Genomic DNA, 22,646 nt, shown 5'->3' with positions numbered 1-22,646 from the left:
CGGCGCGACGCCGCTGATAGACAGCGCCCATGGACCTCTCGGAACGCTTCCTCGCCGAACGCGCCTGCGAGCGACTGATCATCGACTTCGTGCACCGCCTCGACCTCGGCGATCCCTCCTCCGTGGCCGACCTGTTCACCGAGGACGGCGTCTGGCAGTGGCCGCCGCCGGGCGACGGTCGCCGCTTCGCGGGGCGGGAGGCCCTGCGCGCGTACTTCGCCTCCCGTCCCACGGACCGGCTCTCGCGCCGCGTCATGTCCAACGTCCTCGTCACGCCGACGACGGCGGACACGGCCGAGGCCACGTCGTACTTCACGACCTACCGGGTCGACGGCTACGACGGCGGCATGGTGTCCCCCGGCCCGCCGGTCCAGGTCGGCCACTACACGGACACGTTCCGCCGGGCCGACGGCCGGTGGCTGCTGGCGTCCCGGACCCTGCACCTGCCCTTCGGCGGCCCCACGCCCCGGGCGTAGGAGGGGCGGACCCCGGCGTGCGCGGCCGCCCCTCAGGGCCCTTCCGATAGGCCGGTAGAGTGACCGGGTCGTCATCACACCCGTTCGGGGGGAAGCCGGTGGAAATCCGGCGCTGACCCGCAGCCGTGAGCCGCCCCGTGAAGGCGGCGAGCCGGAATGCCCCGAGCGGACGTGACCGGCTCATGCGCGTCGGCAGGTCCGCCCGCGCATCGCACCGTCGAGGTATACGGAGCCGAGCCGCCGGGGTGTCCCGTGCTGTCCGGCTCCCCGCAGGGAGAGGCACCCGTCGATCATGAACTTCCGCCGCAGCGCCGCGGCCCTGGCCGCCGCCGTCGCCGTGATCGGCAGCGCGGCCCCCGCCGTCGCTGACGCGTCCGCCGGCCCGTCCCCGTCCTCGCCGGCCCTCCCGGCGGGGCTCTACGGCAGCAACGACCCCCAGTACGACGGCGTCTGGCGACAGTCCCTGGCGCTGCTCGCGCAGCACACCGTGGGTGTGCGGCCCGCCGCCCAGGCCGTGGACTGGCTGGCCGGACAGCAGTGCGCCGACGGCTCCTTCGCGGCCTTCCGCGCCGAGCCGGGCCGGGCCTGCGACGCCAAGGTGATGGTCGACACCAACAGCACCGCCGCGGCCGTACAGGCCCTCGCCGCGCTCGGCGGCCGCGACGCGGTCACCGGCAAGGCGGTGACCTGGCTGAAGTCCGTGCAGAACAAGGACGGCGGCTGGGGGTACATGCCCGGCGGGCCCAGCGACACCAACTCGACCTCGGTCGTGATCGGCGCGCTCGCCGCCGTCGGCCAGAAGCCGGAGAGCGTCGTCAAGGACGGCAAGTCCCCCTACGACGCCCTGCTCGCCTTCGCGCTGCCGTGCTCCGGTGACGGGGCCGGCGCCTTCGCCTACCAGCCCGACAAGAAGGGCAAGCTCACCGCCAACGCGGACGCCACCGCGGCCGCCGTGGTCGCCGCGCTCGGGCAGGGCATGGCCCCCGAGGCCGGCAAGGGCAAGGACGCGGGCGGCGAGGCCCGTTGCGAGGACGCGGGCAAGCCCGGCCCCGACCGGGCCGCGGCCAACGGCGCCTCCTACCTCGCGCAGGCCGTCGCCAAGGACGGTCACCTCACCTCCGCCCTTCCCGGTGCCTCCGACCAGCCCGACGTCGGCAACACCGCCGACACGGTCGTCGCCCTGGCCGCGCAGAGCGGGCCCGCACAGGCGCAGAAGCCGCTGAAGTGGCTGGAGAAGAACTCCGAGGCATGGGCGAAGCAGAGCGGCCCCGCCGCCTACGCCCAGCTGGTCTTCGCGGCCCGCGCGGCCGGCGCCGACCCGCGTCACTTCAGCGGTGTCGACCTGGTCGAGCGGCTCAACGCGACCGGCCCGGCTCCCGAGGCCGCCGGCAAGGACGCCAAGAATGCCGAGGACGCCAAGAGCAGCAAGGACACCGCGAAGAGCGACTCCCCCTTCGGCGTCTGGTGGACCGTCGGTGTCTTCCTCGTCGCGGGCGCCGGCATCGGCTTCCTGCTGAGCGGCCGGAAGAAGCAGGGGCAGCCGTGACCCGCCGGCTCCGGGCGCTCGGCGCACCGCTGCTCGCCGCCGCGCTGCTGCTGGTGGCCGGCGCCGGCCAGGCGCAGGCCACCGGCTACCGGTACTGGTCCTTCTGGGACCGCGACGGCGGGAAGTGGGTGTACGCCACCGAGGGCCCGTCGACCGCGCGTCCCTCGGACGGCGACGTACAGGGCCTGCGCTTCGCCGTGAGCGAGGACTCCCAGGACGCGAGCAAGCCGCGCGGGACGGCCGACTTCGAGGCCATCTGCGCGAAGACGCCCGCTCGGAAGGACAGCAAGCGGGTGGCGCTCGTCCTCGACTTCGGCGTCCAGGCGGACGCCCCGACCGGTGAGACCCCGCCGAAGCCGCGCACGGAGTGCGCCCGGGTGCCGTCCGACGCGACCACGGCCGAGGCCCTGGCCGCGGTGGCGAAACCGCTGCGGTACGACACCAACGCCCTGCTGTGCGCCATCGCCGGCTATCCGCGCAAGGGCTGCGGCGAGCAGGTGGCCGCGGGCACGGGCGCCGGCGCGCAGCCGGCCGGGGACGAGCCGAGCAAGGGGCCGTCCGTGGGTCTCCTCGCGGGGGGTGCCGCGGTGGTCGTGGTGGCCGCGGCCGCGGTCTGGCAGGCGCGGCGGCGCAGGGATGCGTGACGCCGTGCGGGACCGCGGGCGGGCGGGCCGCGCCGGCGGCGCCCCCGCCCGCGGCTCCGCCGGTGTCCACGCGGGTGCCTGGTGGCTGTGGGCGCTGGCCCTGGGCACCGCGGCCACCCGCACCACCAATCCCCTGCTGCTCGGCCTGCTGTTGGCGGTCTCCGGCTACGTCGTGGTGAGCTGCCGCCCCAACACGCCGTCCGCGCGGTCCTACACCGCCTTCGTCCGGCTCGCCCTCGCCGTACTCGTCATCCGCCTGGTCTTCGCCGTCGTGCTCGGCTCGCCCATTCCCGGCTCGCACGTGCTCGTCTCCCTGCCCGAAGTCCCCCTGCCGCACTGGGCGCAGGGCATCCGCCTGGGCGGCCGGGTCACGGCCGAGGCGGTCGTCTTCGCCCTGTACGACGGGCTGAAGCTGGCCACGCTGCTGGTGTGCGTCGGCGCCGCGAACGCCCTCGCCGCGCCCGCCCGGCTGCTGAAGTCCCTGCCCGGCGCCCTGTACGAGACCGGGGTCGCCGTCGTCGTCGCGCTCACCTTCGCCCCGCACCTGGTCGCCGACGGTCGGCGCCTGCGGGCCGCCCGCCGGCTGCGGGGCCGCCCCGACCGGGGCGTGCGCGGCCTGGTACAGGTCGGACTGCCGGTCCTGGAGGGCGCGTTGGAGCGTTCCGTCGCGCTCGCCGCCGCGATGGACGCCCGCGGCTACGGCCGTACCGCCGAGGTCGCGCCCGCCGTCCGCCGGACCACCGCCGCCCTCACGCTCGGCGGTCTGCTGGGCGTCTGCGCGGGAACGTACGGACTGCTCACCGCCGAGGGCGGCACCTACGGCCTGCCGGTGCTGCTCGCCGGGGTCGCCGCCGCCCTGGCCGGGCTGTGGCTCGGCGGGCGCCGCTCCCCGCGCACCCGCTACCGCCCGGACGCCTGGAACCCGCGCTCCTTCCTGGTCGCCGGGTCGGGCGCGCTGGTCGCGGCCCTGCTGGCGCTCGCCGCCGCCCGCGACCCCCAGGCCCTGCACCCCGGCGTGGTCCCGCTCGTCGCGCCCACTCTTCCCCTGTGGCCCGCCGGCGCCGTACTCCTCGGTCTGGCCCCCGCGTTCGCCGCACCCGCCAGTCCCGCCCCCAAGGAGCCGTCGTGATCCGCTTCGAGGATGTCTCCGTCACCTACGACGGAGCGGTGGAACCCGCCGTCCGCGGCGTCGACTTCGAGGTGCCCGAGGGTGAACTCGTCCTCCTCGTCGGTCCGTCCGGCGTCGGCAAGTCCACCGTGCTGGGCGCGGTCAGCGGTCTGGTGCCGCACTTCACCGGCGGCACCCTGCGCGGCCGGGTCACCGTGGCCGGCCGGGACACCCGCACCCACAAGCCACGCGAACTCGCCGACGTCGTCGGCACCGTCGGCCAGGATCCGCTGTCGCACTTCGTCACGGACACCGTGGAGGACGAACTCGCCTACGGCATGGAGTCGCTGGGCCTGGCCCCGGACGTGATGCGGCGGCGCGTGGAGGAGACCCTGGACCTGCTGGGCCTGGCCGACCTGCGCGACCGCCCCATCGCCACCCTGTCCGGCGGCCAGCAGCAGCGGGTCGCGATCGGCTCGGTCCTCACCCCGCACCCGAAGGTCCTCGTCCTGGACGAGCCGACCTCGGCGCTCGACCCGGCCGCCGCCGAGGAGGTCCTCGCCGTCCTCCAGCGGCTCGTGCACGACCTGGGGACGACGGTCCTCATGGCCGAGCACCGCCTGGAACGGGTCGTCCAGTACGCCGACCAGGTCGTCCTGCTGCCCGCCGCGGGCGCCGCCCCGCAGTCGGGGGCCCCGGCGGACGTCATGGCCGTCTCCCCGGTGTACCCGCCGGTGGTGGACCTGGGCCGGCTCGCGGGCTGGTCCCCGCTGCCGCTGACGGTGCGGGACGCCCGCCGCCGGGCCGCGGATCTGCGGCAGCGGCTGGACGGACGGGAGCCCGTGTACTCCGGTACGGCACCGGCCGCGCCCTCGGTCCCGGCGCCCCGCCCGTCCCCCCGGCCCACGCCCCGGTGGCGGCTGCGCCGCGGCCCCGCCCCCGAACCCGTCCCGGCGAGCGCGCCCGTGGCCGAGGTCCACGCCCTCGGTGTCCGGCGCGCCGGTGTCCAGGCGCTGCGGAACGTCGACCTGGCCTTCGCCCCGGGCGAGACCGTCGCCCTCATGGGCCGCAACGGCGCCGGGAAGTCCACGCTGCTCGGCTCGCTCGTGGGGCTGGTCCAGCCGTCCGCCGGGCAGGTCCGGGTCGGCGGCGCGGTCCCGCACCGCACGACGCCCCGCGAACTGGTGCGCCGGGTGGGGCTGGTCCCGCAGGAGCCGCGCGACCTGCTGTACGCCGACACGGTCGCCGCCGAGTGCGCCGCCGCCGACCAGGACGCGCAGGCCGCGCCCGGCACCTGCCGGGACCTGGTCCGCGCACTGCTGCCCGGCGTCGGCGACGCCACCCACCCCCGCGACCTGTCGGAGGGCCAGCGCCTCGCGCTCGCGCTCGCCGTCGTGCTCGCCGCCCGCCCGCCCATGCTGCTGCTCGACGAGCCGACCCGCGGCCTCGACTACGGCGCGAAGACCCGCCTGGTCGCCCTGCTGCGGGCGCTCGCCGCCGAGGGACACGCCATCGTGCTCGCCACGCACGACGTCGAACTGGCCGCCGAACTCGCCCACCGGGTCGTGCTGCTGGCCGAGGGCGAGGTGATCGCCGACGGTCCGACGGCCGACGTGGTGGTGTCCTCCCCGTCCTTCGCCCCGCAGGTCACCAAGATCCTGGCCCCGCAGCGGTGGCTCACCGCCACCCAGGTCCGCGAGGCGCTGGCATGACGGCCCGCCCCGCCGACGCGACGACCCGTCCTGCCCACGGGGGCGAGAAGACCCGTCCCGCCGACACGAGGGTGCGCCGTGCCGGCGCCCGGGTGCGGGCCGTCCGCCTCGGCCCCCGGTCCCTCGCCGCGCTCGCCCTGGTCAGCGCGGTCGGGGTGGCGGCGTTCGGCTGGCCGTTCCTCGCCCCGCCCGCCTCGCAGCTCAGCGCGCATGCGCAGGACGCGCCCTGGCTGTTCGCGGGCCTGCTCGTCCTGCTCGTCGCCGTCGTCACCGCGACGATCTCCGAGTCCGGCCTCGGCCCGAAGGCCGTCGCCATGCTGGGTGTGCTGGCCGCGACGGGGGCCGCGCTGCGCCCGATCGGGGCCGGGACGGCCGGTATCGAGCCCATGTTCTTCCTGATGGTGCTGAGCGGGCGGGTGCTCGGGCCGGGCTTCGGGTTCGTCCTGGGCTCGGTGACGATGTTCGCCTCCGCGCTGCTCACCGGCGGGGTGGGGCCGTGGATGCCGTTCCAGATGCTGGCCATGGGGTGGTTCACCATGGGCGCGGGTCTGCTGCCGGGCCCCGACCGGCTGCGCGGCCGCGCGGAACTGCTGCTGCTCGCGCTCTACGGCTTCCTGGCCGCCTTCGCCTACGGCACCGTCATGAACCTCGCGGGCTGGCCCTTCATGGGCACCCTCGCCTCCTCCATCGCCTTCGACCCGCACGCGGGCGTCCCCGCCAACCTGGCCCGGTTCGTGGCGTACTGCCTGGCCACCTCGCTCGGCTGGGACCTGGGCCGGGCCGCGGTCACCGTGCTCCTGACGCTCGTCCTCGGCCACGCCGTCCTGCGGGCGCTGCGCCGGGCCACCCGCCGGGCCGCCTTCGAGGCGCCGGTCACCTTCGACGCGCCGACGCCGTGACCGGTCGGTGAGCCCCGCACGCCGACCGTGACACGCCCGGTGGGGGCACCCACGTGAGCCCGCTCAGCTACGAGGTCGGCCCGTAGGCCGCCCTGCCTGGGGTGTACGCGCTTTCACCGGGGCTGACCTGCGCATCGAGATCCGGATCTCACCCGAAGCGAGCATCACAAATGCGACAGCAACGAGCAAAAGGGGGTGTTTGCGGACGGATCTCCCGCCTGCTTGTCTGTACGCGTCGCCGGGCGCCGGCCCCCACCGGGTGGCGGTTCCCAGGGCACGCCCCGCCACCCACCCCGTGGTGCACGGCAGCCCGCGATTCCCCCGTCCCCGACGTAAGAGGTTCTCCGTGTCCGTCTCCTGCATCCGCGCCGTCGCCGTCCCGAAGAAGGCCCTCACCACCGCCGCCGTGGCCGCCGCCACCGCCGGCCTGGCCCTCGCCTCGGCCCCCGCCGACGCGGCCCCCCTGCACGCGGGCGGCAACGCGAAGGCGATCGCACGAAAGATGATCCCGGACGCCGTGCAGTTCCACGCGTTCAGCAAGATCGTCGAGCGGGAGAGCGGCTGGAACCCGCACGCCACCAACGCCTCCTCCGGCGCCTACGGCCTGGTCCAGGCGCTGCCCGCGTCCAAGATGTCCTCGGCCGGCGCCGACTGGAGGACCAACCCCAGGACCCAGATCAAGTGGGGCCTGCACTACATGAAGTCCCGCTACGGCAGCCCGGCCGCCGCCTGGAAGTTCTGGCGGGCCCACGGCTGGTACTGAGCCGTCCTCACCCGCAGGTGACCCCGGCCCGCCGCCTCCGCCGCGTCCGCCGTGTCCGGCTGCCACGGACCCGCGGCTGATGCTTTCCTGACCCCATGACGACGGACCCACCATCGGGGGACCCACCGCCGGAGGAGCCACCGCCGAAGGACACCGAGGCACGCGGCCTGCGTCTGGTGGCGGTGCTCCTGGGGCTGACCGTGGTCAGCGGCCTGATCGACGCGGTCAGCTACCTCGGGCTCGGGCACGTCTTCACCGCGAACATGACCGGCAACGTGGTCGTGCTCGGCTTCGCCGCCGCCGGGGCGCCGGGCTTCTCCGTGCGGCACACCGCCACGTCCGTGGCCTGCTTCCTGGCGGGCGCGCTGGGCGGTGGCCGGGTCACGGCCCGCTATTGCGGCGGCTCACGCCGCACCTTGACCCAGGTGACCCTCGCCGTCGAGGCCCTCCTGGTCGGGGTGTCGGCGGTGGTGGCGTTCACCGCGCCGGGCACCGCCGGCATGACGTACACCGCCATCGCCCTGACCGCCTTCGCGATGGGCCTGCGCAACGCGACGGTCATCAAGCTGGGCGTGCCCGACCTGACGACCACCGTCCTCACCCGGACGTTGACGGGCCTCGCCGCCGACTCCCGGGCCGGCGGCGGCACCGGACGCCGCTCCCCACGCCGCACGGCCTCCGTGATCGCCATGCTGGCCGGCGCCGCCTTCGGCTCCTGGCTGGTGATGCATCAGGGCCTGGGCACCCCCCTGCTGATCGCGGCGGTGGCCTCGGGCATCCTGGCCGCGGTGGCATCGGGACGCGACTGAGCCGCCCCACCCCAGGACCTCGCCGACAGCCGCATCACTGGACGCCACCGTCGGGCCGCGGATCCCGGGCCCGCGGAGCTGTCCTGGCTGGAGCACGCCGTCTCGGCCCTGGAGGCTACGAGGCTGGGCGGCGCCGAGCGGATGGACGCGGCCGTCCTGCTGGTGGGTCACGTACGCGGTATCACCCAACAGGCCCGTGCGGCAGGCCCCACAGGCGACCCCGAGGCACAACTGGGCACCGTCCTGGGTCACTTGATGCAGTCCCACGGCGAGAAATTTCCCGCGCTCACCGGGGCGCTCGCGTCAGCAGCCCGGTCCGGCGAGCAGGATCAGGCCTGGGAGTTCGGCCTCCAGCGCATCCTGGACGGCCTGGCCACTCTCATCGACGAGCGCGCGCGTTGAGGCCACAGGAGGGGGCCGTACTCATACGGCACTTGATGTGCCAGGATTCCGCCCATGGTCAACGTGAGCCGTCATCTGGCAGATGACGAGGAGCTGGTGCACGCCACCCGTCAGCAGTGGACCCAGATCGTGGGCGCGTTCGTCGTCCTCGCGGTCGTCTGGGCCGTGGCGACAGCTCTGTTGTGGGTGAGTCCGTCGGACAAGGACTGGGGCACCGTGGCCCGGTACGTGGTGCTGGGGCTGGCGGTGGTCGCCTCGCTGTGGTTCTGGCTGCTGCCGCTGATGATATGGCGCAGCACGGTGTACATCGTCACGACCAAGCGGATCTCCGTGCGCAAGGGCTTCCTGACGAAGACGGGGCACAGCATCCCGCTGACCCGCGTCAACGACGTGGAGTTCAACGCCACGCTGTGGCAGCGCATCCTGCGCGGAGGGACGCTGACCATCCAGTCGGGGTCGGAGCACGGGACGCTCGAACTGAAGCACGTGCCGGACCCGGAGGGGCTGCAGAGCCTCATCTACTCGGCGGTGGAAGAGGAGCAGCAGCACCATCAGTGGGGCGGAGCGGTCCCACCGGCCACCGGGTGACGATCACCCGGCGTCCACAGTCGCCCACGACACGAACGTGGTGAAGGCGGCGCACCGTACCGCTGGAGTTCACCGCCCCCGGCCGGGCAGGGCGCGGCAGGCCACCAGCGCGCACACCGCCGCCAGCGGCAGCTCCGCGCAGAAGGCCATCGCCAGGGCGGCCCCCGCCTCGCCCGCCGATGCCGTGGTCGTGTCGAACCAGGCGTCCGCCACCAGCAGGGTCGCGGTGGCCGCGGCGGTGACGCAGCGGCGGGCGTCCCCCCGGGCCAGCAGCAGCCCCGTCACCACCAGCCCCAGCGACTCCAGCGCGTCCAGCCCCACCCATGCCGTCGTCCACCGCACCGGCCCGGAACCGCCGGGCACACACCCCGCCAGCACCAGGAGCCACGGGAGCAGCGCCAGGCCCGCCACCACCAGGGCCGCGCTCGCCCACCGCTGCCGCCGACCGGCCTCCGCCGGCCCGTGGTCCACCCCGCCGCGCAGTTCCATGGAGGCCACCGTCCGTTCCCCTCTCCGCTCCGGCCCGGCGCCGGATCCCGCGACCAACCCTGTCCGCTCCAGGCACCGCCGTCGGTAGCGTCCCTGTCCGAACCGGGGGTGAAGCCAGCTACACCCCCGGCCCTCCCCCAAGCTCCATGGCCGCCGGAGCCACCGGCCGCCTACCGTGTGGCCATGCCTCTCACCGCCGCACCGCCGCCCTCGCCCGGCCGGGCCGCCCTCGCGCGGCGGATGGCCGACCTGCGGGCGAACACCGTGTTCGCCCTGGCCGGGATACCGCTGCACCTCGTCGGCCTGCTGGTGCTGGCGGAGCCGTGGCTGCTGTTCGTGCCGGTCAGCCTGGCCGAGATCCAGGCCGCCTTCTTCATCCCCGTCCTCGTGGTGGCGCTGATGAGCAGCGTGCTGACCAGGGCGCAGCACAAGAGGTTCCGGTCGCGACTGGGGGTGGGGATCCCCGCCCTGCCCGCCGTGCGGCGCCGCAGTCCGCAGGCGGTCGTGGCCTGGCTGCGGTCCGCGGCGACGTGGCGGCAGGTCGGCTACCACGTGCTGGTGGGTCCCTGGGCCTCCGCGGGCACCGTGCTGGCCCTGCTCTGCTGGGCCGTGGGCACTGAGCTGAGCACCGTCCTGCTGTGGATATGGCTGGTGCCGCCGGAGAACCGCATCAAGGGGGGCACCATGTTCCAAATCGCCCTCTTCTCCCTCGTGGGCGTGGTGCTGCTGCTCCTCGCCTACTGGCTCACCGGGGCCGTCGTCCGCACGGACACACGGGCCGCGCTGCGGTTGCTCGGCCCCAGCCGCGCCGAACGGCTGCAGCTGCGGGTCGACGACCTCACCGAGAAGCGCGCCGGGGTGGTGGACGCCGCCGACACCGAGCGCCGCCGCATCGAGCGCGATCTGCACGACGGCGCTCAGCAGCGGCTGGTCTCCCTCGCCCTCAACCTGGGCCTGGCCCGGGCCACTCTCACCGACCTGCCCGAGGAGGCCCGCCAGGTCATCGACGAGGCCCACCGGGAGGCCAAGGAGGCCATCTCCGAGCTGCGCACCCTGGTCCGCGGACTGCACCCGGCGGTCCTGGAGGACCGCGGTCTCGACGCCGCGCTCTCGGGCATCGCGGCCCGCTCCCCGGTGCCGGTGCGGCTCGCGGTCGACCTGCCCGAGCGTCCCTCGCCGACCGTGGAGGCGGTGGCCTACTTCGTCGTCTCGGAGGCGCTGGCCAATGTCGCCAAGCACGCCGAGGGCGCCACCGGGGCCGAGGTCCGCGTCCACCGGCGGGGCGACGTGCTGCGGGTCGTCGTCGGGGACGACGGTCCCGGCGGCGCCGACCCCGGGCAGGGCACGGGTCTGAGCGGGCTGGCCAAGCGGGCCGGGTCGGTGGACGGTACCTTCTCGGTCGACAGCCCCGTCGGGGGGCCCACCACCATCACCGTGGAGTTGCCGTGCGCGCCGTGATCGCCGAGGACTCGGTCCTGCTCCGGATCGGCCTGGTCAAGGTGGTGGAGGCGGCCGGCTTCGAGGTGGCGGCGGCGGTGGGCGACGCCGAGGCGCTGCTGGCGGCGGTGGAGGAGCACCGGCCCGACACGGTGGTGGTCGACGTCCGCATGCCGCCCGGCTTCACCGACGAAGGGGTGCGGGCGGCGCTGATGATCCGTCAGCAGTGGCCCGACGTGTCGGTGCTGCTGCTCTCCCAGTACGTGGAGGAACGCTACGCGGCGGACCTGCTCGCCGCCCACAACCGGGGGATCGGCTACCTGCTCAAGGAGCGGGTCTCCGACGTCGAGGAGTTCGTCGCGGCGCTGCGCCGGGTGGCCGCCGGGGGCACCGCGCTCGACCCGGAGGTGGTCTCCCAGCTTCTGCTGCGCCGCCGCAGCGATCCGCTCGACCGGCTCACGCCCAGGGAGCGCGAGGTCCTCGGTCTGATGGCGGAGGGCCGCTCCAACGCGGGCATCGCCGAGGCCCTGGTGGTCAGCGACAGCGCGGTCGCCAAGCACATCAACAGCATCCTCACCAAGCTCGACCTGCCCCCGGCCGACGGCGACCACCGCCGGGTGCTGGCGGTACTGCGCTTCCTGGCCTCGGCGTGAGGACGCCATGAGGGCGCCGAACCACCGCGCGATCTTCGGCAGCGACGCCCGCGCTGATCCCCGGAAGTGACGCCTGCGCCCTCAGGACCGACCGGCGCCGACGAAGTCGACGTCCTCGGTCTCGACGGTCCCGGCGGTGCGTCCCGGTGCCGTCTGGTAGCCCCAGTACAGGTTGGTGTGGGCGATGACCTGGTCCGGCGGCGGGGCGCCCCAGGCCGTCGTGTCCGTCGTGGTGTGGGCGTCGCCGACCAGGATCGTGTCGTATCCCCGGACGAGCGCGCCGTGCAGTGTCGAGCGGACGCACGCGTCGGTCGACGCCCCGGTCACGACGAGCCGGCCGACCCCGAGATCCGACAGCACGGTCTCGAGGGTGGTGTCCTCGAAGGAGTCGCCGTAGTTCTTGTGGACGAGCGGTTCGCCCTCACGCGGCGTCAGCTCGGGGACGATCCGCCAGCCGTCGCTGTCCCTCACCAGCTCCTCGTCGGCGTGCTGGACCCATACGACGGGGACCTCCTCCCGCCTGGCCCGCTCGACCAGGGCGGCGATGTTCGCGACGACCACGTCGCGCTCGTGGGCCTTGTGGACGACGTCCTTCTGCACGTCGACGACGAGAAGCGCGGTGCTGGGCCGGTCCTGAAGCGTGGTCATCGTTCCCCCTAGCGCATTCCGGTACTGTCCGCGCTCACCCTAGACCGGGCCACTGACAACGAAGGCGGTCCACGGCCGATGTCCGGGGCACGAGCCCCCGCCGGGCCGGTGCCGGCACGCCGGGCGTCCGGCCGTCCCGCGACGTCAGCTCGGCACCCGCTCCTTCTCGCCGAGCGCCGGCTCACCGGCGACCGCGACGGCCGTCGTCACCCGCGCCCGGGGGCCCTGCAGCGCATACGTCAGCGCGAAACCCGTGCCGACGACCACCGCGCCGCCCACCGCGTCCAGCACCCAGTGGTTGCCGGTGGCGACGATGGCCGAGACCGTGAACAGGGGGTGGAGGACGCCCAGGGCCTTCATCCACCACTTCGGGGCGACGACCGCGATGACCACGCCGCACCACAGCGACCAGCCGAAGTGCAGGGACGGCATCGCGGCGTACTGGTTGGTCAGCGCCGTCAGGGTGCCGTAGTCCGGCTGGGAGAAGTCCTGGACGCCGTGGACCGTGTCGATGATGCCGAGGGTCGGCATCAGGCGGGGCGGGGCCAGGGGGTAGAGCCAGAAGCCGACGAGGGCGAGGAGGGTGGCGAAGCCGAGGGCCGAGCGGGCCCAGCGGTAGTCGACCGGGCGGCGCCAGTACAGGACGCCGAGGACGGTCAGCGGGACGACGAAGTGGAAGGACTCGTAGTAGAAGTCGAAGAAGTTCCGCAGCCAGTCGATCTTCACCACGGCGTGGTTGACCGCGTGCTCGATGTCGATGTGCAGGAAGCGCTCGAGGGAGAGGATCTCGTGGCCGTGCTGCTCGGCGCGGGCCCGGCCGCCGGAGATGGTGCCGCCCGTCGCCGCGAGGCGGACCTGCTGGTAGGCGGCGTAGGTGACGCGTATGAGGAGCAGTTCGAGGAGCAGGTTCGGGCGGGTGAGGACCCGGCGCGCGAAGGGGAGCAGGGGGACCCTGCGGAAGCGGGCCGGGACCGGCGGCGCGTACCGGATGGGGACGGGCGAGGCGTAGTGCTCCGAGCCGCGGGACAGGAACGGCACGGCCGTCGCGGCGGCGAGCGCGGCCAGCAGGACGGTGTTGTCGCGCAGCGGGTCCAGGGACGCCATGTTCGGCAGCAGCATCTTCGTCGGCAGGGTCATGACGAGGATGACGGCGACCGGCCAGACGTACCGGTCGGAGGCGCGGCGGCCGACCCGGCCGACGACGGCGAGGAGCACCCACAGCAGCTGGTGCTGCCAGGTGGTGGGCGACACGGCTGTCGCGGCGCAGCCGGTGATCGCGACGGCGAGCAGGAGCTGGCCGTCGCGGGCGTAGCGCACCGCCCGGCGCAGCCCGAGCACGGCGACCGCCGCGCCCAGCAGCAGGAACAGGCCTGTCTCCGGCGGGCCGGTCAGGCCGAACCGGAGCAGGGCGCCGTGCAGGGACTGGTTGGCGAGGGCGTCGGCGGGTCCGCCGAGACCCACGCCCGCCATGTGGTGCACCCAGTAGGTGAAGGAGTCGTGCGGCATCGCGGCCCAGGCGAGCGCGGTGCACCCGGCGAACGTGACGGCGGTGGAGACGGCGGCCTGCCGGCGCCGGGTGAACCACAGCAGGGGCGCGAAGAGGAGCACCGTGGGCTGGAGCGCGGCCGCGAGGCCGATCAGCGCGCCGCCGGCCCGCTGCCCGCGCACGACGAAGCAGCCGAGCAGGACGAGCAGGACCGGGATGACGCTGGTCTGACCGAGCCAGAGCGTGTTGCGTACCGGCAGCGACAGCATGAGCAGGCTGATCGCGACGGGCGCGGCCAGCAGGGAGGTGCGGCGGCCGACCGGCTCGGGCAGGGCGCGGGCGGCGACCAGCCCGAGGGCGACCACCAGCAGCAGCGTGCCGAAGGTCCATCCCCAGCCGAGGGCCTGCTCGGCGGCCCTGGTCAGCGGCTTGAGCACGAGGCCGGCGAACGGGGTGCCGGTGAACTGCGTCGACTCGTACAGCGACCCCTTGACGTGCAGGACGCCGTTCGGCCCCACCCAGGTCTCGAGGTCGGTGAGCCGGCTGTCGCGCGGGGTGGTGAGGACGGCGGCCACCTGCCGTACCGCGAGGATCCCGGCGATCAGCCACAGGCCCAGGCGGGTCGCGTGCAGACGCGCCGTGGCCGGATCCGCCGCCGCTCCGAACGCCGCCGCCGGTCCCCCACCGCGCTCCGCATTCGCCACGCCCCCTCGGCCTCCCACCCCGTACGTCCCGCGCTCGTCCCGCGCCGGGAACCCCTTCGCCGGCTCGGGGAGGCTTCACACCTCCCCCGGAGAGGGACGCGGCAACCCCCGATTCACCTGTCGTCCGCTCACCTTTTGTCAGGATGACGATAGTGCGCGAACGGTTCGGTTCCCCAGCCGGGGCGCGAGAAGGATCACAGCGTGGAGCCGGAAATCACGGTCCGTGCAGGGACTAAGTGCCTGCACAGCGAACATTTAGGTGCAGTACGCATCGACGTGCGTACGGTGCGTAAGGGACACCGGCGGCCGTATGGTCGATTTTCGGCCTGCCCCGGTGGGCCGCTTTCGGCCCTCGCGTCAGCGCCGCCGCCCGGGCCGGGTTCCTGTCCCCGTCGAAAGGCAGGCGAGCGAAGCCTTGTCAGCTGTCACCGTCACCGCGCCCCGGGCCGTCTCCCTCACCAAGAGCCGCCACACCACCGTCACCGACCCGGCACTCGTCCGGCGCGCCGTGAAGGCCGCCGCGCTGGGCAACGCCATGGAGTGGTTCGACTTCGGTGTCTACAGCTACATCGCGGTGACGCTGGGCAAGGTCTTCTTCCCCTCCGGCAACCCGACGGCGCAGCTGCTGTCCACGTTCGGCGCCTTCGCCGCGGCCTTCCTCGTCCGCCCGCTCGGCGGCATGGTCTTCGGTCCGCTCGGCGACCGCATCGGCCGCCAGAAGGTGCTGGCCTTCACCATGATCATGATGGCCGTGGGCACCTTCGCGATCGGCCTGATCCCGTCCTACGCGACGATCGGCGTCGGGGCGCCGCTGCTGCTGCTCGTGGCCCGGCTGGTGCAGGGCTTCTCCACCGGCGGCGAGTACGCGGGCGCGTCCACCTTCATCGCCGAGTTCGCCCCGGACAAGCGGCGCGGCTTCCTCGGCAGCTGGCTGGAGTTCGGCACGCTGGCCGGTTACGTCGGCGGCGCGGGCCTGGTCACCCTGATGACGGCTCTGCTGTCCTCGGACCAGATGACCTCCTGGGGCTGGCGGATCCCGTTCCTGGTCGCGGGCCCGATGGGCATCATCGGCCTGTACCTGCGGATGCGCCTGGAGGAGACCCCGGCGTTCGCGGCGGAGTGCGAGAAGGCCGAGTCGACCCGCCGCAAGGTGCCGCTGCGCGAGATGATCGCGGGTCAGTGGAAGGCGCTGCTGCTGTGCGTGGGCCTGGTGCTGGTCTTCAACGTCACCGACTACATGCTGCTGTCGTACATGCCGAGCTACCTGACCAGCGTGCTCAAGTACGACGAGACGCACGGCCTGCTCGTCGTGCTGGCCGTGATGGCCCTGATGATGATCGTCCAGCCGTTCGCGGGCGCCCTGACCGACCGCGTCGGCCGCCGTCCGGTGATCGCCGCCGGCTGCGCGGGCTTCCTGTTCCTGTCCGTCCCGGCGCTGCTGCTGATCCGCCAGGGCAGCCTGGCGGCGGTGGGCCTGGGCATGGCCGCGCTGGGACTGCTCCTGGTCTGCTTCACGGCCGCGATGCCGTCCGCGCTGCCGGCGCTGTTCCCGACCCGGGTCCGCTACGGCTCGCTGTCGATCGGCTTCAACATCTCCGTGTCGCTGTTCGGCGGGACGACCCCGCTGGTGGTCACCGCCCTGATCGGCGCGACCGGCAACCTGATGATGCCCGCCTACTACATGATGGCGGCCTCGCTGATCGGCGGCGCGGCGGTCTGGTTCATGGCGGAGTCGGCGGGCCGGCCGCTACCGGGCTCGGCCCCGTCGGTGGAGGCGTGAGCCCGATCCCGGGCCAACGGGCCGCCCCCGAACGACTGACATTGCCTGACAGCACCATCGCACCCGGCTATATTCGTTAGCCCGGCTAGTTAGAGAATCTAACTAGACATACGAAAGGCCTGGTGCATGAGCGACTCGCAGCTGTGGGACGACGTGGACTCCTACTTCACCACTCTGCTCTCCCCGGAGGACGAACCCCTTCAGGCCGCGGTGCGCGACAGCGACGCGGAGGGGCTGCCGCACATCAACGTCACCGCGAACCAGGGCAAGCTGCTGCACCTCCTCGCCCAGGTCCAGGGCGCCCGCGCCATCCTGGAGATCGGCACCCTCGGCGGCTACAGCACCATCTGGCTGGCCCGCGCGCTGCCCGCCGACGGACGGCTGATCTCCCTCGAGTACGCGGCGCACCACGCCGACGTGGCCCGCCGCAACATCGCGCGCGCCGGTCTGGACCGGGTCGCAGAGGTGCGGGTGGGTCCGGCCCTGGAGTCGCTGCCCCAGCTCGCCGACGAGAACCCGCCGCCCTTCGACCTGGTCTTCATCGACGCCGACAAGGCCAACAACCGGCACTACGTGGAGTGGGCCCTGCGCCTGACCCGCGCCGGCAGCCTGATCGTCCTGGACAACGTCGTACGCGGCGGCCACGTCACCGACCCCACCAGCACCGACCCGAGCGTGCTCGGCACCCGGGCCGCGCTGGAACTCATCGCCGAGCACCCCAGGCTGGAGGGCACGGCGATCCAGACGGTCGGCAGCAAGGGCCACGACGGCTTCGCGTTGGTGCGGGTCCTGGAGTGACCGTCCGGGGCCGCCCCTGCGCCGCCGTCACCCGGGCGGTGCTCACACCTCGTGGAAGAACCCGACGTTGACACTGCGCGGACTCGTACGGTCCTGCACGACGATCTCGCCGGAGCCGCCCCGGGGCAGCGCGGCGGTACCGCCGTAGGCGAGCGGCTGGGTGTGCTCACCGACGGTCAGCCGGACCTCGGAGGACGGCTCCGGCTGGGAGCCGGGCCGCCAGGTGACCTGCCAGGTGCCGTCGGCCCCGCACTCGAACTCCAGGTGGACCCGGGAGACGAACAGCCAGTCGTCCGGCGTCACCAGGCGGCACACGGCCGGGTCCCGGCCCACCCGCAGCGCGGCACCCGGCTCGCTGGGAGCGTCGGCCATGACCATCCCGGCCGTGGCGCCCGCGTCCGTCCCGGAGACGGAGGCCATGGTCAGTTCGAGCACGTGGGTTCCCCCTGTGGCGTCCTTCGCGCGGTGGCCGGATTGCCGAGCCGCCGCCGCATGATAAAACGCCCGGCCCGGCCGCGTCCCGCACAATGGACCCATGACCGAGCGCAAGCCACCCGGGGTTCCGTTCGAGTCCTGGGTCGACAAGCAGATCCGCGACGCGCAGGGACGCGGAGAGTTCGACCATCTGCCGGGCGCGGGCAAGCCGCTGCCGGACGACATGACGTACGACGAGCTGTGGTGGGTCAGGCGGAAGATGGCCCGCGAGGGCCTGTCCTACCTGCCGCCGTCGCTCGCCCTGCGCAAGCAGGCCGAGGACGCGCTCGCGGCGGCCCTCGCCGCCCCCTCGGAACGGGTCGTCCGCGCCGTCATCGCGGACATCAACACCAAGATCCTCGACATGATGCTGAAGCCGCCGCCCGGACCCCCGCTGGGCCTGAAGCGGTACGACGTCGAGGAGGTCCTCCAGGAGTGGCACAGGCGGCGGGAGACGGCCTAGGGCCTCTCGTTTGCCCCGCCGCGGCACTGGCAGTGCCGACCGGTACGCGCCTTAACCGGTTGCGCCCGGCGCCCTCCGCGTCCCCACAATGTCGGTTGTGACGTGGACCATCGCCCCGGAACCCTTCGACTCCCCCGCGGCCGCCCAGCTGTGGCGCGCGTACTACACGGAGGTCAGCGACCGCTGGTACCTGCTGTACGAGGGGCACCGCACCGACCCCGACGAGCTGGAGCGGGAGATCGCCGCCCGCACCGGCGCCGAACTCGCCCCGCCCACGGGACAGTTGCTGCTCGCCCGGTACGACGGCACCCCGGCCGGCACCGCGGGCGTACGGCTGCTGGACGCGGAGCGGGCCGAACTCACCCGGGTGTTCCTGCGCGAGGGGATGCGGGGCAAGGGCGGCGCCGCCCGCCTGGTCACCGCGGCCGAGGACGCCGCCCGCGCGCTCGGCGCCCGGCGGATGATCCTGGACACCCGCAGCGACCTCGTGGAGGCCCGCGCCCTGTACGCCCGGCTCGGCTACCGGGAGACCGACCGGCACAACGACGACCCGTACGCGGAGCACTGGTTCGGCAAAACCCTCGCCTGAGGACCGCGGCAGACGGGTCGCTCAGGAGAGACGGGCTGCTCAGGACAGACGGGTCGTTCACGGCAGACGGGGCACCGAGCGCCCGTCGTGCGGCCGTTCGGAGTCGGACCCGCACAGCTCCCCCGTCAACTCCTTCACGAGTTGTCCGAGGTCCGTCGGCCTGTCCGGCCCCCACCAGTCGCCGAGCAGCCCGGCGAGCGACTCCTCCCGGGCGTGCGCCAGACGCTCGGCGGCCTCCAGGCCCGCCTCGGTCAGCACGAGGTCCACGCCGCGGCGCTCACCCAGATGCCGCTCCTCGACCTGGCGGGTGGCCCCGATGATCACGCCCAGCGGGACGCTGCTGCGCTCGGCCAGCAGGGCGGGCTCCGCCCAGCCGTACTTCCTCGTCCGCAGCACCAGCCAGCTCGCCGCGGGGTCGAGGTCGTAGCCCGCCCGCACGGTGATCTCCCGGTAGATCTCGCGCCGCCCCTCCCGGGTGCCCAGCACGGACAGCGCCCGGCACACCTCGTCATAGGAGGACCGCTCGACGGGGTTCGTCGCGTACGTCTCCGAGACGTCGGGGGCCGTGACCGAGCCGCGCAGCCGGTCCTCCTTCAGGAACCAGGCCAGCACGAAGCCGAGGAGGGCGACGGGAGCGGCGTAGAGGAAGACGTCGGTGATCGCGGACGCGTACGCGTGCAGGGCCCCCGGGCGCAGCGCGGCCGGCAGGGCCGCGATGCCGCGCGGATCGGACTTCAGCGTGCTCGCCGACACTCCTGGCGGCAGTGGCACGCCGGTGAAGGCGGCGGCCAGTTTCTCGCCGAGGCGGCCGGCGAAGACCGTGCCGAAGATGGCCACGCCGAAGGAGGCGCCGATGGAGCGGAAGAAGGTGGCGCCGGAGGTGGCGACGCCCAGGTCCGCGTAGCTGACGGCGTTCTGCACGATCAGGACGAGCACCTGCATGACCAGGCCGAGTCCCACGCCGAAGACGAGGAAGCAGACGCTCATCATGGCCGTCGAGCTGTACTCGTCGAGCTGGTGCAGCAGGAGCAGGCCGATGGCGGTGACGCCGGTGCCCACGACGGGGAACACCTTCCAGCGGCCGGTGCGGCTGACGATCTGCCCGGAACCGGTGGAGGCCGACAGCATGCCCACCACCATCGGCAGCATGTGCACACCGGACAGCGTCGGCGAGATGCCCCGCACGACCTGGAGGAACGTCGGCAGGTAGGTCATGGCGCCGAACATGGCGAAGCCGACGATGAAGCTGATGACCGCCGAGAGGGAGAACGTGCGGATGCGGAACAGCTTCAGCGGCAGCACCGGCTCGGCCGCCCTGCGCTCCACGGCCAGGAAGACGAGGACGAGCCCGACGCCCACCACCGCCAGGCCGACGATCTGCGGCGAACCCCAGCCCCAGGTGGTGCCGCCGAGCGAGGCAACCAGCACCAGGCAGGTGGCGACCGAGGCGATGAGGAAGGTGCCGAGGTAGTCGATGACGTGCCGCTGCGACCGGTGCGGGGTGCGCAGGGCGGCCGCGATCACGGCGAGGGCGACCACGCCGAGGGGCAGGTTGACGTAGAACACCCAGCGCCAGCTCAGGTGCTGGGTGAACAGCCCGCCGAGCAGCGGCCCGAGCACGCTGGTCGTGCCGAACACCGCGCCGAACAGGCCCTGGTAGCGGCCGCGTTCGCGGGGTGCGACGACATCGCCGACGATCGCCGTCGACAACACCATCAGCCCGCCGCCGCCCAGGCCCTGCAAGGCCCGGAAGCCGATCAGCTCGGGCATGTTCCGCGCCATGCCGCACAGCGCGGAACCGACCAGGAAGATCACGATCGCGGTCTGGAAGAGCTTCTTGCGCCCGTACTGGTCGCCGAGCTTGCCCCACAGCGGAGTCGCGGCGGTCGACGCCAGCAGATACGCCGTGACCACCCAGGACAGGTGCTCCAGGCCGCCGAGGTCGCTGACGATGGTGGGCAGCGCGGTCGCCACGATGGTCTGGTCGAGCGCGGCCAGCAGCATGCCGAGGAGCAGCGCCCCGATCGAGACGAGAACGTTGCCCTGCACCGGCACGGGCGGAGCGCCCGGGTCGCCGGGCGGGGGCTGTGGGGGCCTCGGCGGCTGCGGCGAGGTCTGGGAGGACTGCGAGGTCTGCGGGCGTTGCGGGGGCCGCGGAGGTTGCGGAGGCCGCGGGGGTTGCTGGGGCCGCTCGGGCCGCGACGACTGCTCGGGCTGCGGCGGCTGCGAGGGCTGCACGGGCTCCGGGGACGCAGGCATGGCCGACGACGGCCGGTCGTCGACCGGGACGTCGTCCGGGACGTCGCCCGTCGTCCCGGTCATGCCGGTCCTGCCGTGCCCATCGCCGGCCATGGAGTCCTCCCGACGCTCTCGTGACATCTCCCATCGTCATCGGTGTGTCCGGTTATGGCCTGTTGAGTCCTTCCGGACGCCGCCATTCCGGGGGCCCTTCAGGGAGAAGCTGTGTGGAGGATCTGCATAATCCTTGGAGTTCGCCATGGGAGGGGACCGACGCGTGGAAGAGCGGAAGGGGCACGTCTGCCCCGAATGCGGGGTGCCCGGGGGCACGGACAACACCCCGTCCTGCGCCTGCGGAAGCCGGGCGTCCGACGCTCTCCGCGACGCCCGAACGGCCGAGGCCGCGGCGGCGGAGGACTTCACTCCACTGCGGATACGGCCGTACGTGGACATCGGGGAGACGCCGGCGCCCGGGGGCGCGGCGGCAGGGGGCACCTCGGTAGGGAGTGCCCCGGCGGGCGGCGCCCCGTCGGGAGGCAGCCCGGCAGGGGACGGCGTTCCGGCGCAGGACGGTGGAGTCGCGGGGACCGGCGAGGTCGCCGGGATGAACGAAGCCGCTGAGGCCGCCGGCGCAGCCTCTGGAGTCAACGGTGCCGCCGAAGCCGCCCGGGCCGCAGCAGCCACTGGGGCAGCCGGAGCCGCCACGGCCACCAACGTCGGCGGAACCCACGGAGCCACCCAGGCCCCCGGAGCCGCCGGGGCCGGCGGAACCACCGCGACCAGCGGGACCCCCGGCACCGCGGCCGCCGGAGCGACCGCCGGCGGCGTGCCTCCCGCAGCCACCCCGACCGCACCGGCCACCGGAACCACCACAACCGGCGGGGAGGAGCTACGACCCCCCTCCCCCGCGGAGTCCACGATGGCACTGCGGGCGCTCCCACCGGAGGCCACGTCGTCGCTACGGGGCGCCCCCGCCGAGTCCTCGACGGAACGGCAGGACACCCCCGCCGAGTCCACGCAGACGCAGCACGGCATCCCCACCCAGCCCCCGCCGGCACGAGACGTCACCCCCGCCGAGTCCACGATGGCGCTGCGCGCCATCCCCGCACAGCCGCCGACCCGCACCACCCCACCCGGCCTGTTCGCGCCGCCGTCGGGTGAACCGAGCGCGGCCGACGTGAGCCTGTTCGACGCGGCGACGGAGCCGGACCCGGCTACCGCCCCCGGGTCGGCCGCCGGCGCCGGAGGTCCCGGGCGCCCCGAGGGCCCGGCGGGCGGCCGGCACCGCGGCAGGCGGGCCCGCCCCGTCGTCCTGCTCGCCGCGTGCGCGGTCGTGGTCACGATCGTGGTGGGGGCCGGGTTCGCGAGCGGGCTGTTCTCCTACCAGTCGCCGGAACGGGACCATGCCTCCCGTCAAGTACGGGAGAGCGTGCCGGACACGCGGGTGGAGACACCCACGGCGTCCGCGCCGACGGACGCCGCACCGTCGTACGCGTCGTCGGCCCCGGCGACGGCGAGCGAGTCGCCGTCGCCCGACGCGAACACCTCGCCGTCCGCGTCGGCCTCGGCCTCGGAGACCGCGGAGCCGTCGACGTCCGGATCGCAGGCGGGGAACGCCCCCGGCCCGAGTTCGGCGCCGCCCGGTCCGACGAAGACCGCGACGACCATGCGCACCGGCGCACCGGCGGCCCCCGCCCCGGTACTGCGCATCGGCGACCAGGGCTCCGAGGTGACCGAACTCCAGCTGCGGCTCGGCCAGTTGTCCCTCTTCCCGGGGAGGGCGAACGGCGACTTCAACCGCCGGCTGGAGAAGTCCGTGCGCGCGTACCAGTGGGCCCGCGGCATCCGCGCCGACGAACCCGGGGTGTACGGACCGGCGACGAGGGCGAGTCTGGAGTCGGAGACGACGGCGCCCTGAGCCGGGGAGCGTCCCGGCCCGG

The 22,646-nt window shown here is 73.9% G+C and carries 22 protein-coding genes and 1 riboswitch; of the genes, 17 read left to right on the top strand and 5 right to left on the bottom strand.

Annotated elements, in window-relative coordinates:
• Window positions 1-29: 29 nt before the first annotated feature.
• The 10 genes from ACIHCX_RS01480 to ACIHCX_RS01435 all read left to right on the top strand — a co-directional run bounded on the left by ACIHCX_RS01480 (window position 30) and on the right by ACIHCX_RS01435 (window position 8,947).
• Window positions 30-476, top strand: a complete 447-nt coding sequence (locus tag ACIHCX_RS01480) for a nuclear transport factor 2 family protein (RefSeq protein ID WP_400025515.1) — start codon at window positions 30-32, stop codon at window positions 474-476.
• An 88-nt stretch (window positions 477-564) separates the two neighbouring features.
• A riboswitch (cobalamin riboswitch) is annotated at window positions 565-638 on the top strand.
• A gap of 130 nt (window positions 639-768) precedes the next feature.
• Window positions 769-2,022: a prenyltransferase/squalene oxidase repeat-containing protein gene (locus ACIHCX_RS01475; protein ID WP_400025513.1), complete on the top strand. Its 1,254-nt coding sequence runs from the start codon at window positions 769-771 to the stop codon at window positions 2,020-2,022.
• The gene (locus ACIHCX_RS01470) at window positions 2,019-2,666 is read left to right on the top strand and encodes an SCO2322 family protein (protein WP_400025512.1); all 648 of its coding nucleotides are present in this window, start codon (window positions 2,019-2,021) and stop codon (window positions 2,664-2,666) included. Before ACIHCX_RS01475 ends, ACIHCX_RS01470 begins: the two co-directional genes overlap by 4 nt.
• Complete coding sequence (locus ACIHCX_RS01465; RefSeq protein ID WP_400025510.1) at window positions 2,659-3,795, top strand: CbiQ family ECF transporter T component; 1,137 nt, start codon at window positions 2,659-2,661, stop codon at window positions 3,793-3,795. Before ACIHCX_RS01470 ends, ACIHCX_RS01465 begins: the two co-directional genes overlap by 8 nt.
• Window positions 3,792-5,486 carry an ABC transporter ATP-binding protein gene (locus ACIHCX_RS01460; protein WP_400025508.1) on the top strand — a complete coding sequence of 565 codons (1,695 nt, stop codon included), beginning with the start codon at window positions 3,792-3,794 and terminating at the stop codon, window positions 5,484-5,486. The genes ACIHCX_RS01465 and ACIHCX_RS01460 overlap by 4 nt, the downstream gene beginning before the upstream one ends.
• Window positions 5,483-6,385, top strand: a complete 903-nt coding sequence (locus tag ACIHCX_RS01455; protein ID WP_400025507.1) for an ECF transporter S component — start codon at window positions 5,483-5,485, stop codon at window positions 6,383-6,385. The genes ACIHCX_RS01460 and ACIHCX_RS01455 overlap by 4 nt, the downstream gene beginning before the upstream one ends.
• Before the next feature lie 346 nt (window positions 6,386-6,731).
• Window positions 6,732-7,148 (top strand): transglycosylase SLT domain-containing protein, encoded by a 417-nt coding sequence (locus tag ACIHCX_RS01450; RefSeq protein WP_400025505.1) that lies wholly within the window; start codon window positions 6,732-6,734, stop codon window positions 7,146-7,148.
• 95 nt (window positions 7,149-7,243) lie between these two features.
• Window positions 7,244-7,957, top strand: coding sequence for a YoaK family protein (locus ACIHCX_RS01445; RefSeq protein ID WP_400025503.1), 714 nt, complete (start codon window positions 7,244-7,246; stop codon window positions 7,955-7,957).
• A 33-nt stretch (window positions 7,958-7,990) separates the two neighbouring features.
• Window positions 7,991-8,359 (top strand): TetR/AcrR family transcriptional regulator C-terminal domain-containing protein, encoded by a 369-nt coding sequence (locus ACIHCX_RS01440; RefSeq protein WP_400026569.1) that lies wholly within the window; start codon window positions 7,991-7,993, stop codon window positions 8,357-8,359.
• A gap of 54 nt (window positions 8,360-8,413) precedes the next feature.
• A complete protein-coding gene (locus ACIHCX_RS01435; protein ID WP_400025501.1) occupies window positions 8,414-8,947 on the top strand; it encodes a PH domain-containing protein in 534 nt (177 codons plus the stop codon).
• Between the two features lie 69 nt (window positions 8,948-9,016).
• Here ACIHCX_RS01435 and ACIHCX_RS01430 read toward each other — a convergent pair whose 3' ends face one another.
• Entirely contained in the window at window positions 9,017-9,436 is a 420-nt protein-coding gene (locus ACIHCX_RS01430) for a hypothetical protein (protein WP_400026566.1), read from the bottom strand.
• Between the two features lie 183 nt (window positions 9,437-9,619).
• Between ACIHCX_RS01430 and ACIHCX_RS01425 the strand changes: the two genes are divergently transcribed.
• Both ACIHCX_RS01425 and ACIHCX_RS01420 read left to right on the top strand, forming a co-directional pair.
• Window positions 9,620-10,894, top strand: coding sequence for a histidine kinase (locus ACIHCX_RS01425; RefSeq protein WP_400025499.1), 1,275 nt, complete (start codon window positions 9,620-9,622; stop codon window positions 10,892-10,894).
• On the top strand, window positions 10,882-11,526 hold the full coding sequence (locus tag ACIHCX_RS01420) for a response regulator (protein WP_400025497.1): 645 nt from the start codon (window positions 10,882-10,884) through the stop codon (window positions 11,524-11,526). Before ACIHCX_RS01425 ends, ACIHCX_RS01420 begins: the two co-directional genes overlap by 13 nt.
• A gap of 81 nt (window positions 11,527-11,607) precedes the next feature.
• Here the strand turns inward: ACIHCX_RS01420 and ACIHCX_RS01415 are convergent, their stop codons facing one another.
• Both ACIHCX_RS01415 and ACIHCX_RS01410 read right to left on the bottom strand, forming a co-directional pair.
• A complete protein-coding gene (locus ACIHCX_RS01415) occupies window positions 11,608-12,174 on the bottom strand; it encodes a cysteine hydrolase family protein (RefSeq protein WP_400025496.1) in 567 nt (188 codons plus the stop codon).
• 144 nt (window positions 12,175-12,318) lie between these two features.
• A complete protein-coding gene (locus ACIHCX_RS01410; protein ID WP_400025494.1) occupies window positions 12,319-14,364 on the bottom strand; it encodes a bifunctional glycosyltransferase 87/phosphatase PAP2 family protein in 2,046 nt (681 codons plus the stop codon).
• Between the two features lie 415 nt (window positions 14,365-14,779).
• On the opposite strand from ACIHCX_RS01410, the gene proP reads away from it, so the two are divergent.
• Window positions 14,780-16,144: a glycine betaine/L-proline transporter ProP gene (gene proP / locus ACIHCX_RS01405; protein WP_400025493.1), complete on the top strand. Its 1,365-nt coding sequence runs from the start codon at window positions 14,780-14,782 to the stop codon at window positions 16,142-16,144.
• A 126-nt stretch (window positions 16,145-16,270) separates the two neighbouring features.
• Window positions 16,271-16,942 (top strand): O-methyltransferase, encoded by a 672-nt coding sequence (locus ACIHCX_RS01400; RefSeq protein WP_400025491.1) that lies wholly within the window; start codon window positions 16,271-16,273, stop codon window positions 16,940-16,942.
• Window positions 16,943-16,984: 42 nt separating this feature from the next.
• On the opposite strand, the gene ACIHCX_RS01395 is transcribed toward ACIHCX_RS01400, so the two are convergent.
• The gene (locus ACIHCX_RS01395; protein ID WP_400025489.1) at window positions 16,985-17,377 is read right to left on the bottom strand and encodes a hypothetical protein; all 393 of its coding nucleotides are present in this window, start codon (window positions 17,375-17,377) and stop codon (window positions 16,985-16,987) included.
• 100 nt (window positions 17,378-17,477) lie between these two features.
• On the opposite strand from ACIHCX_RS01395, the gene ACIHCX_RS01390 reads away from it, so the two are divergent.
• Window positions 17,478-17,879 carry a DUF1992 domain-containing protein gene (locus tag ACIHCX_RS01390; protein WP_400025488.1) on the top strand — a complete coding sequence of 134 codons (402 nt, stop codon included), beginning with the start codon at window positions 17,478-17,480 and terminating at the stop codon, window positions 17,877-17,879.
• Between the two features lie 88 nt (window positions 17,880-17,967).
• Window positions 17,968-18,468 carry a GNAT family N-acetyltransferase gene (locus tag ACIHCX_RS01385; RefSeq protein WP_400025486.1) on the top strand — a complete coding sequence of 167 codons (501 nt, stop codon included), beginning with the start codon at window positions 17,968-17,970 and terminating at the stop codon, window positions 18,466-18,468.
• Between the two features lie 57 nt (window positions 18,469-18,525).
• Here the strand turns inward: ACIHCX_RS01385 and ACIHCX_RS01380 are convergent, their stop codons facing one another.
• Window positions 18,526-20,820 carry a DHA2 family efflux MFS transporter permease subunit gene (locus ACIHCX_RS01380; RefSeq protein ID WP_400025484.1) on the bottom strand — a complete coding sequence of 765 codons (2,295 nt, stop codon included), beginning with the start codon at window positions 20,818-20,820 and terminating at the stop codon, window positions 18,526-18,528.
• A 490-nt stretch (window positions 20,821-21,310) separates the two neighbouring features.
• Between ACIHCX_RS01380 and ACIHCX_RS01375 the strand changes: the two genes are divergently transcribed.
• Complete coding sequence (locus ACIHCX_RS01375; protein ID WP_400025482.1) at window positions 21,311-22,624, top strand: peptidoglycan-binding protein; 1,314 nt, start codon at window positions 21,311-21,313, stop codon at window positions 22,622-22,624.
• Window positions 22,625-22,646: the final 22 nt, after the last annotated feature.

The sequence above is a fragment of the Streptomyces sp. NPDC052043 genome (genome assembly GCF_044548235.1).
In the GTDB taxonomy this organism is placed as follows: domain Bacteria; phylum Actinomycetota; class Actinomycetes; order Streptomycetales; family Streptomycetaceae; genus Streptomyces.
The sequence above is the reverse complement of the archived record's forward strand: the minus strand, read 5'-3'. Positions and strand labels throughout refer to the sequence as shown.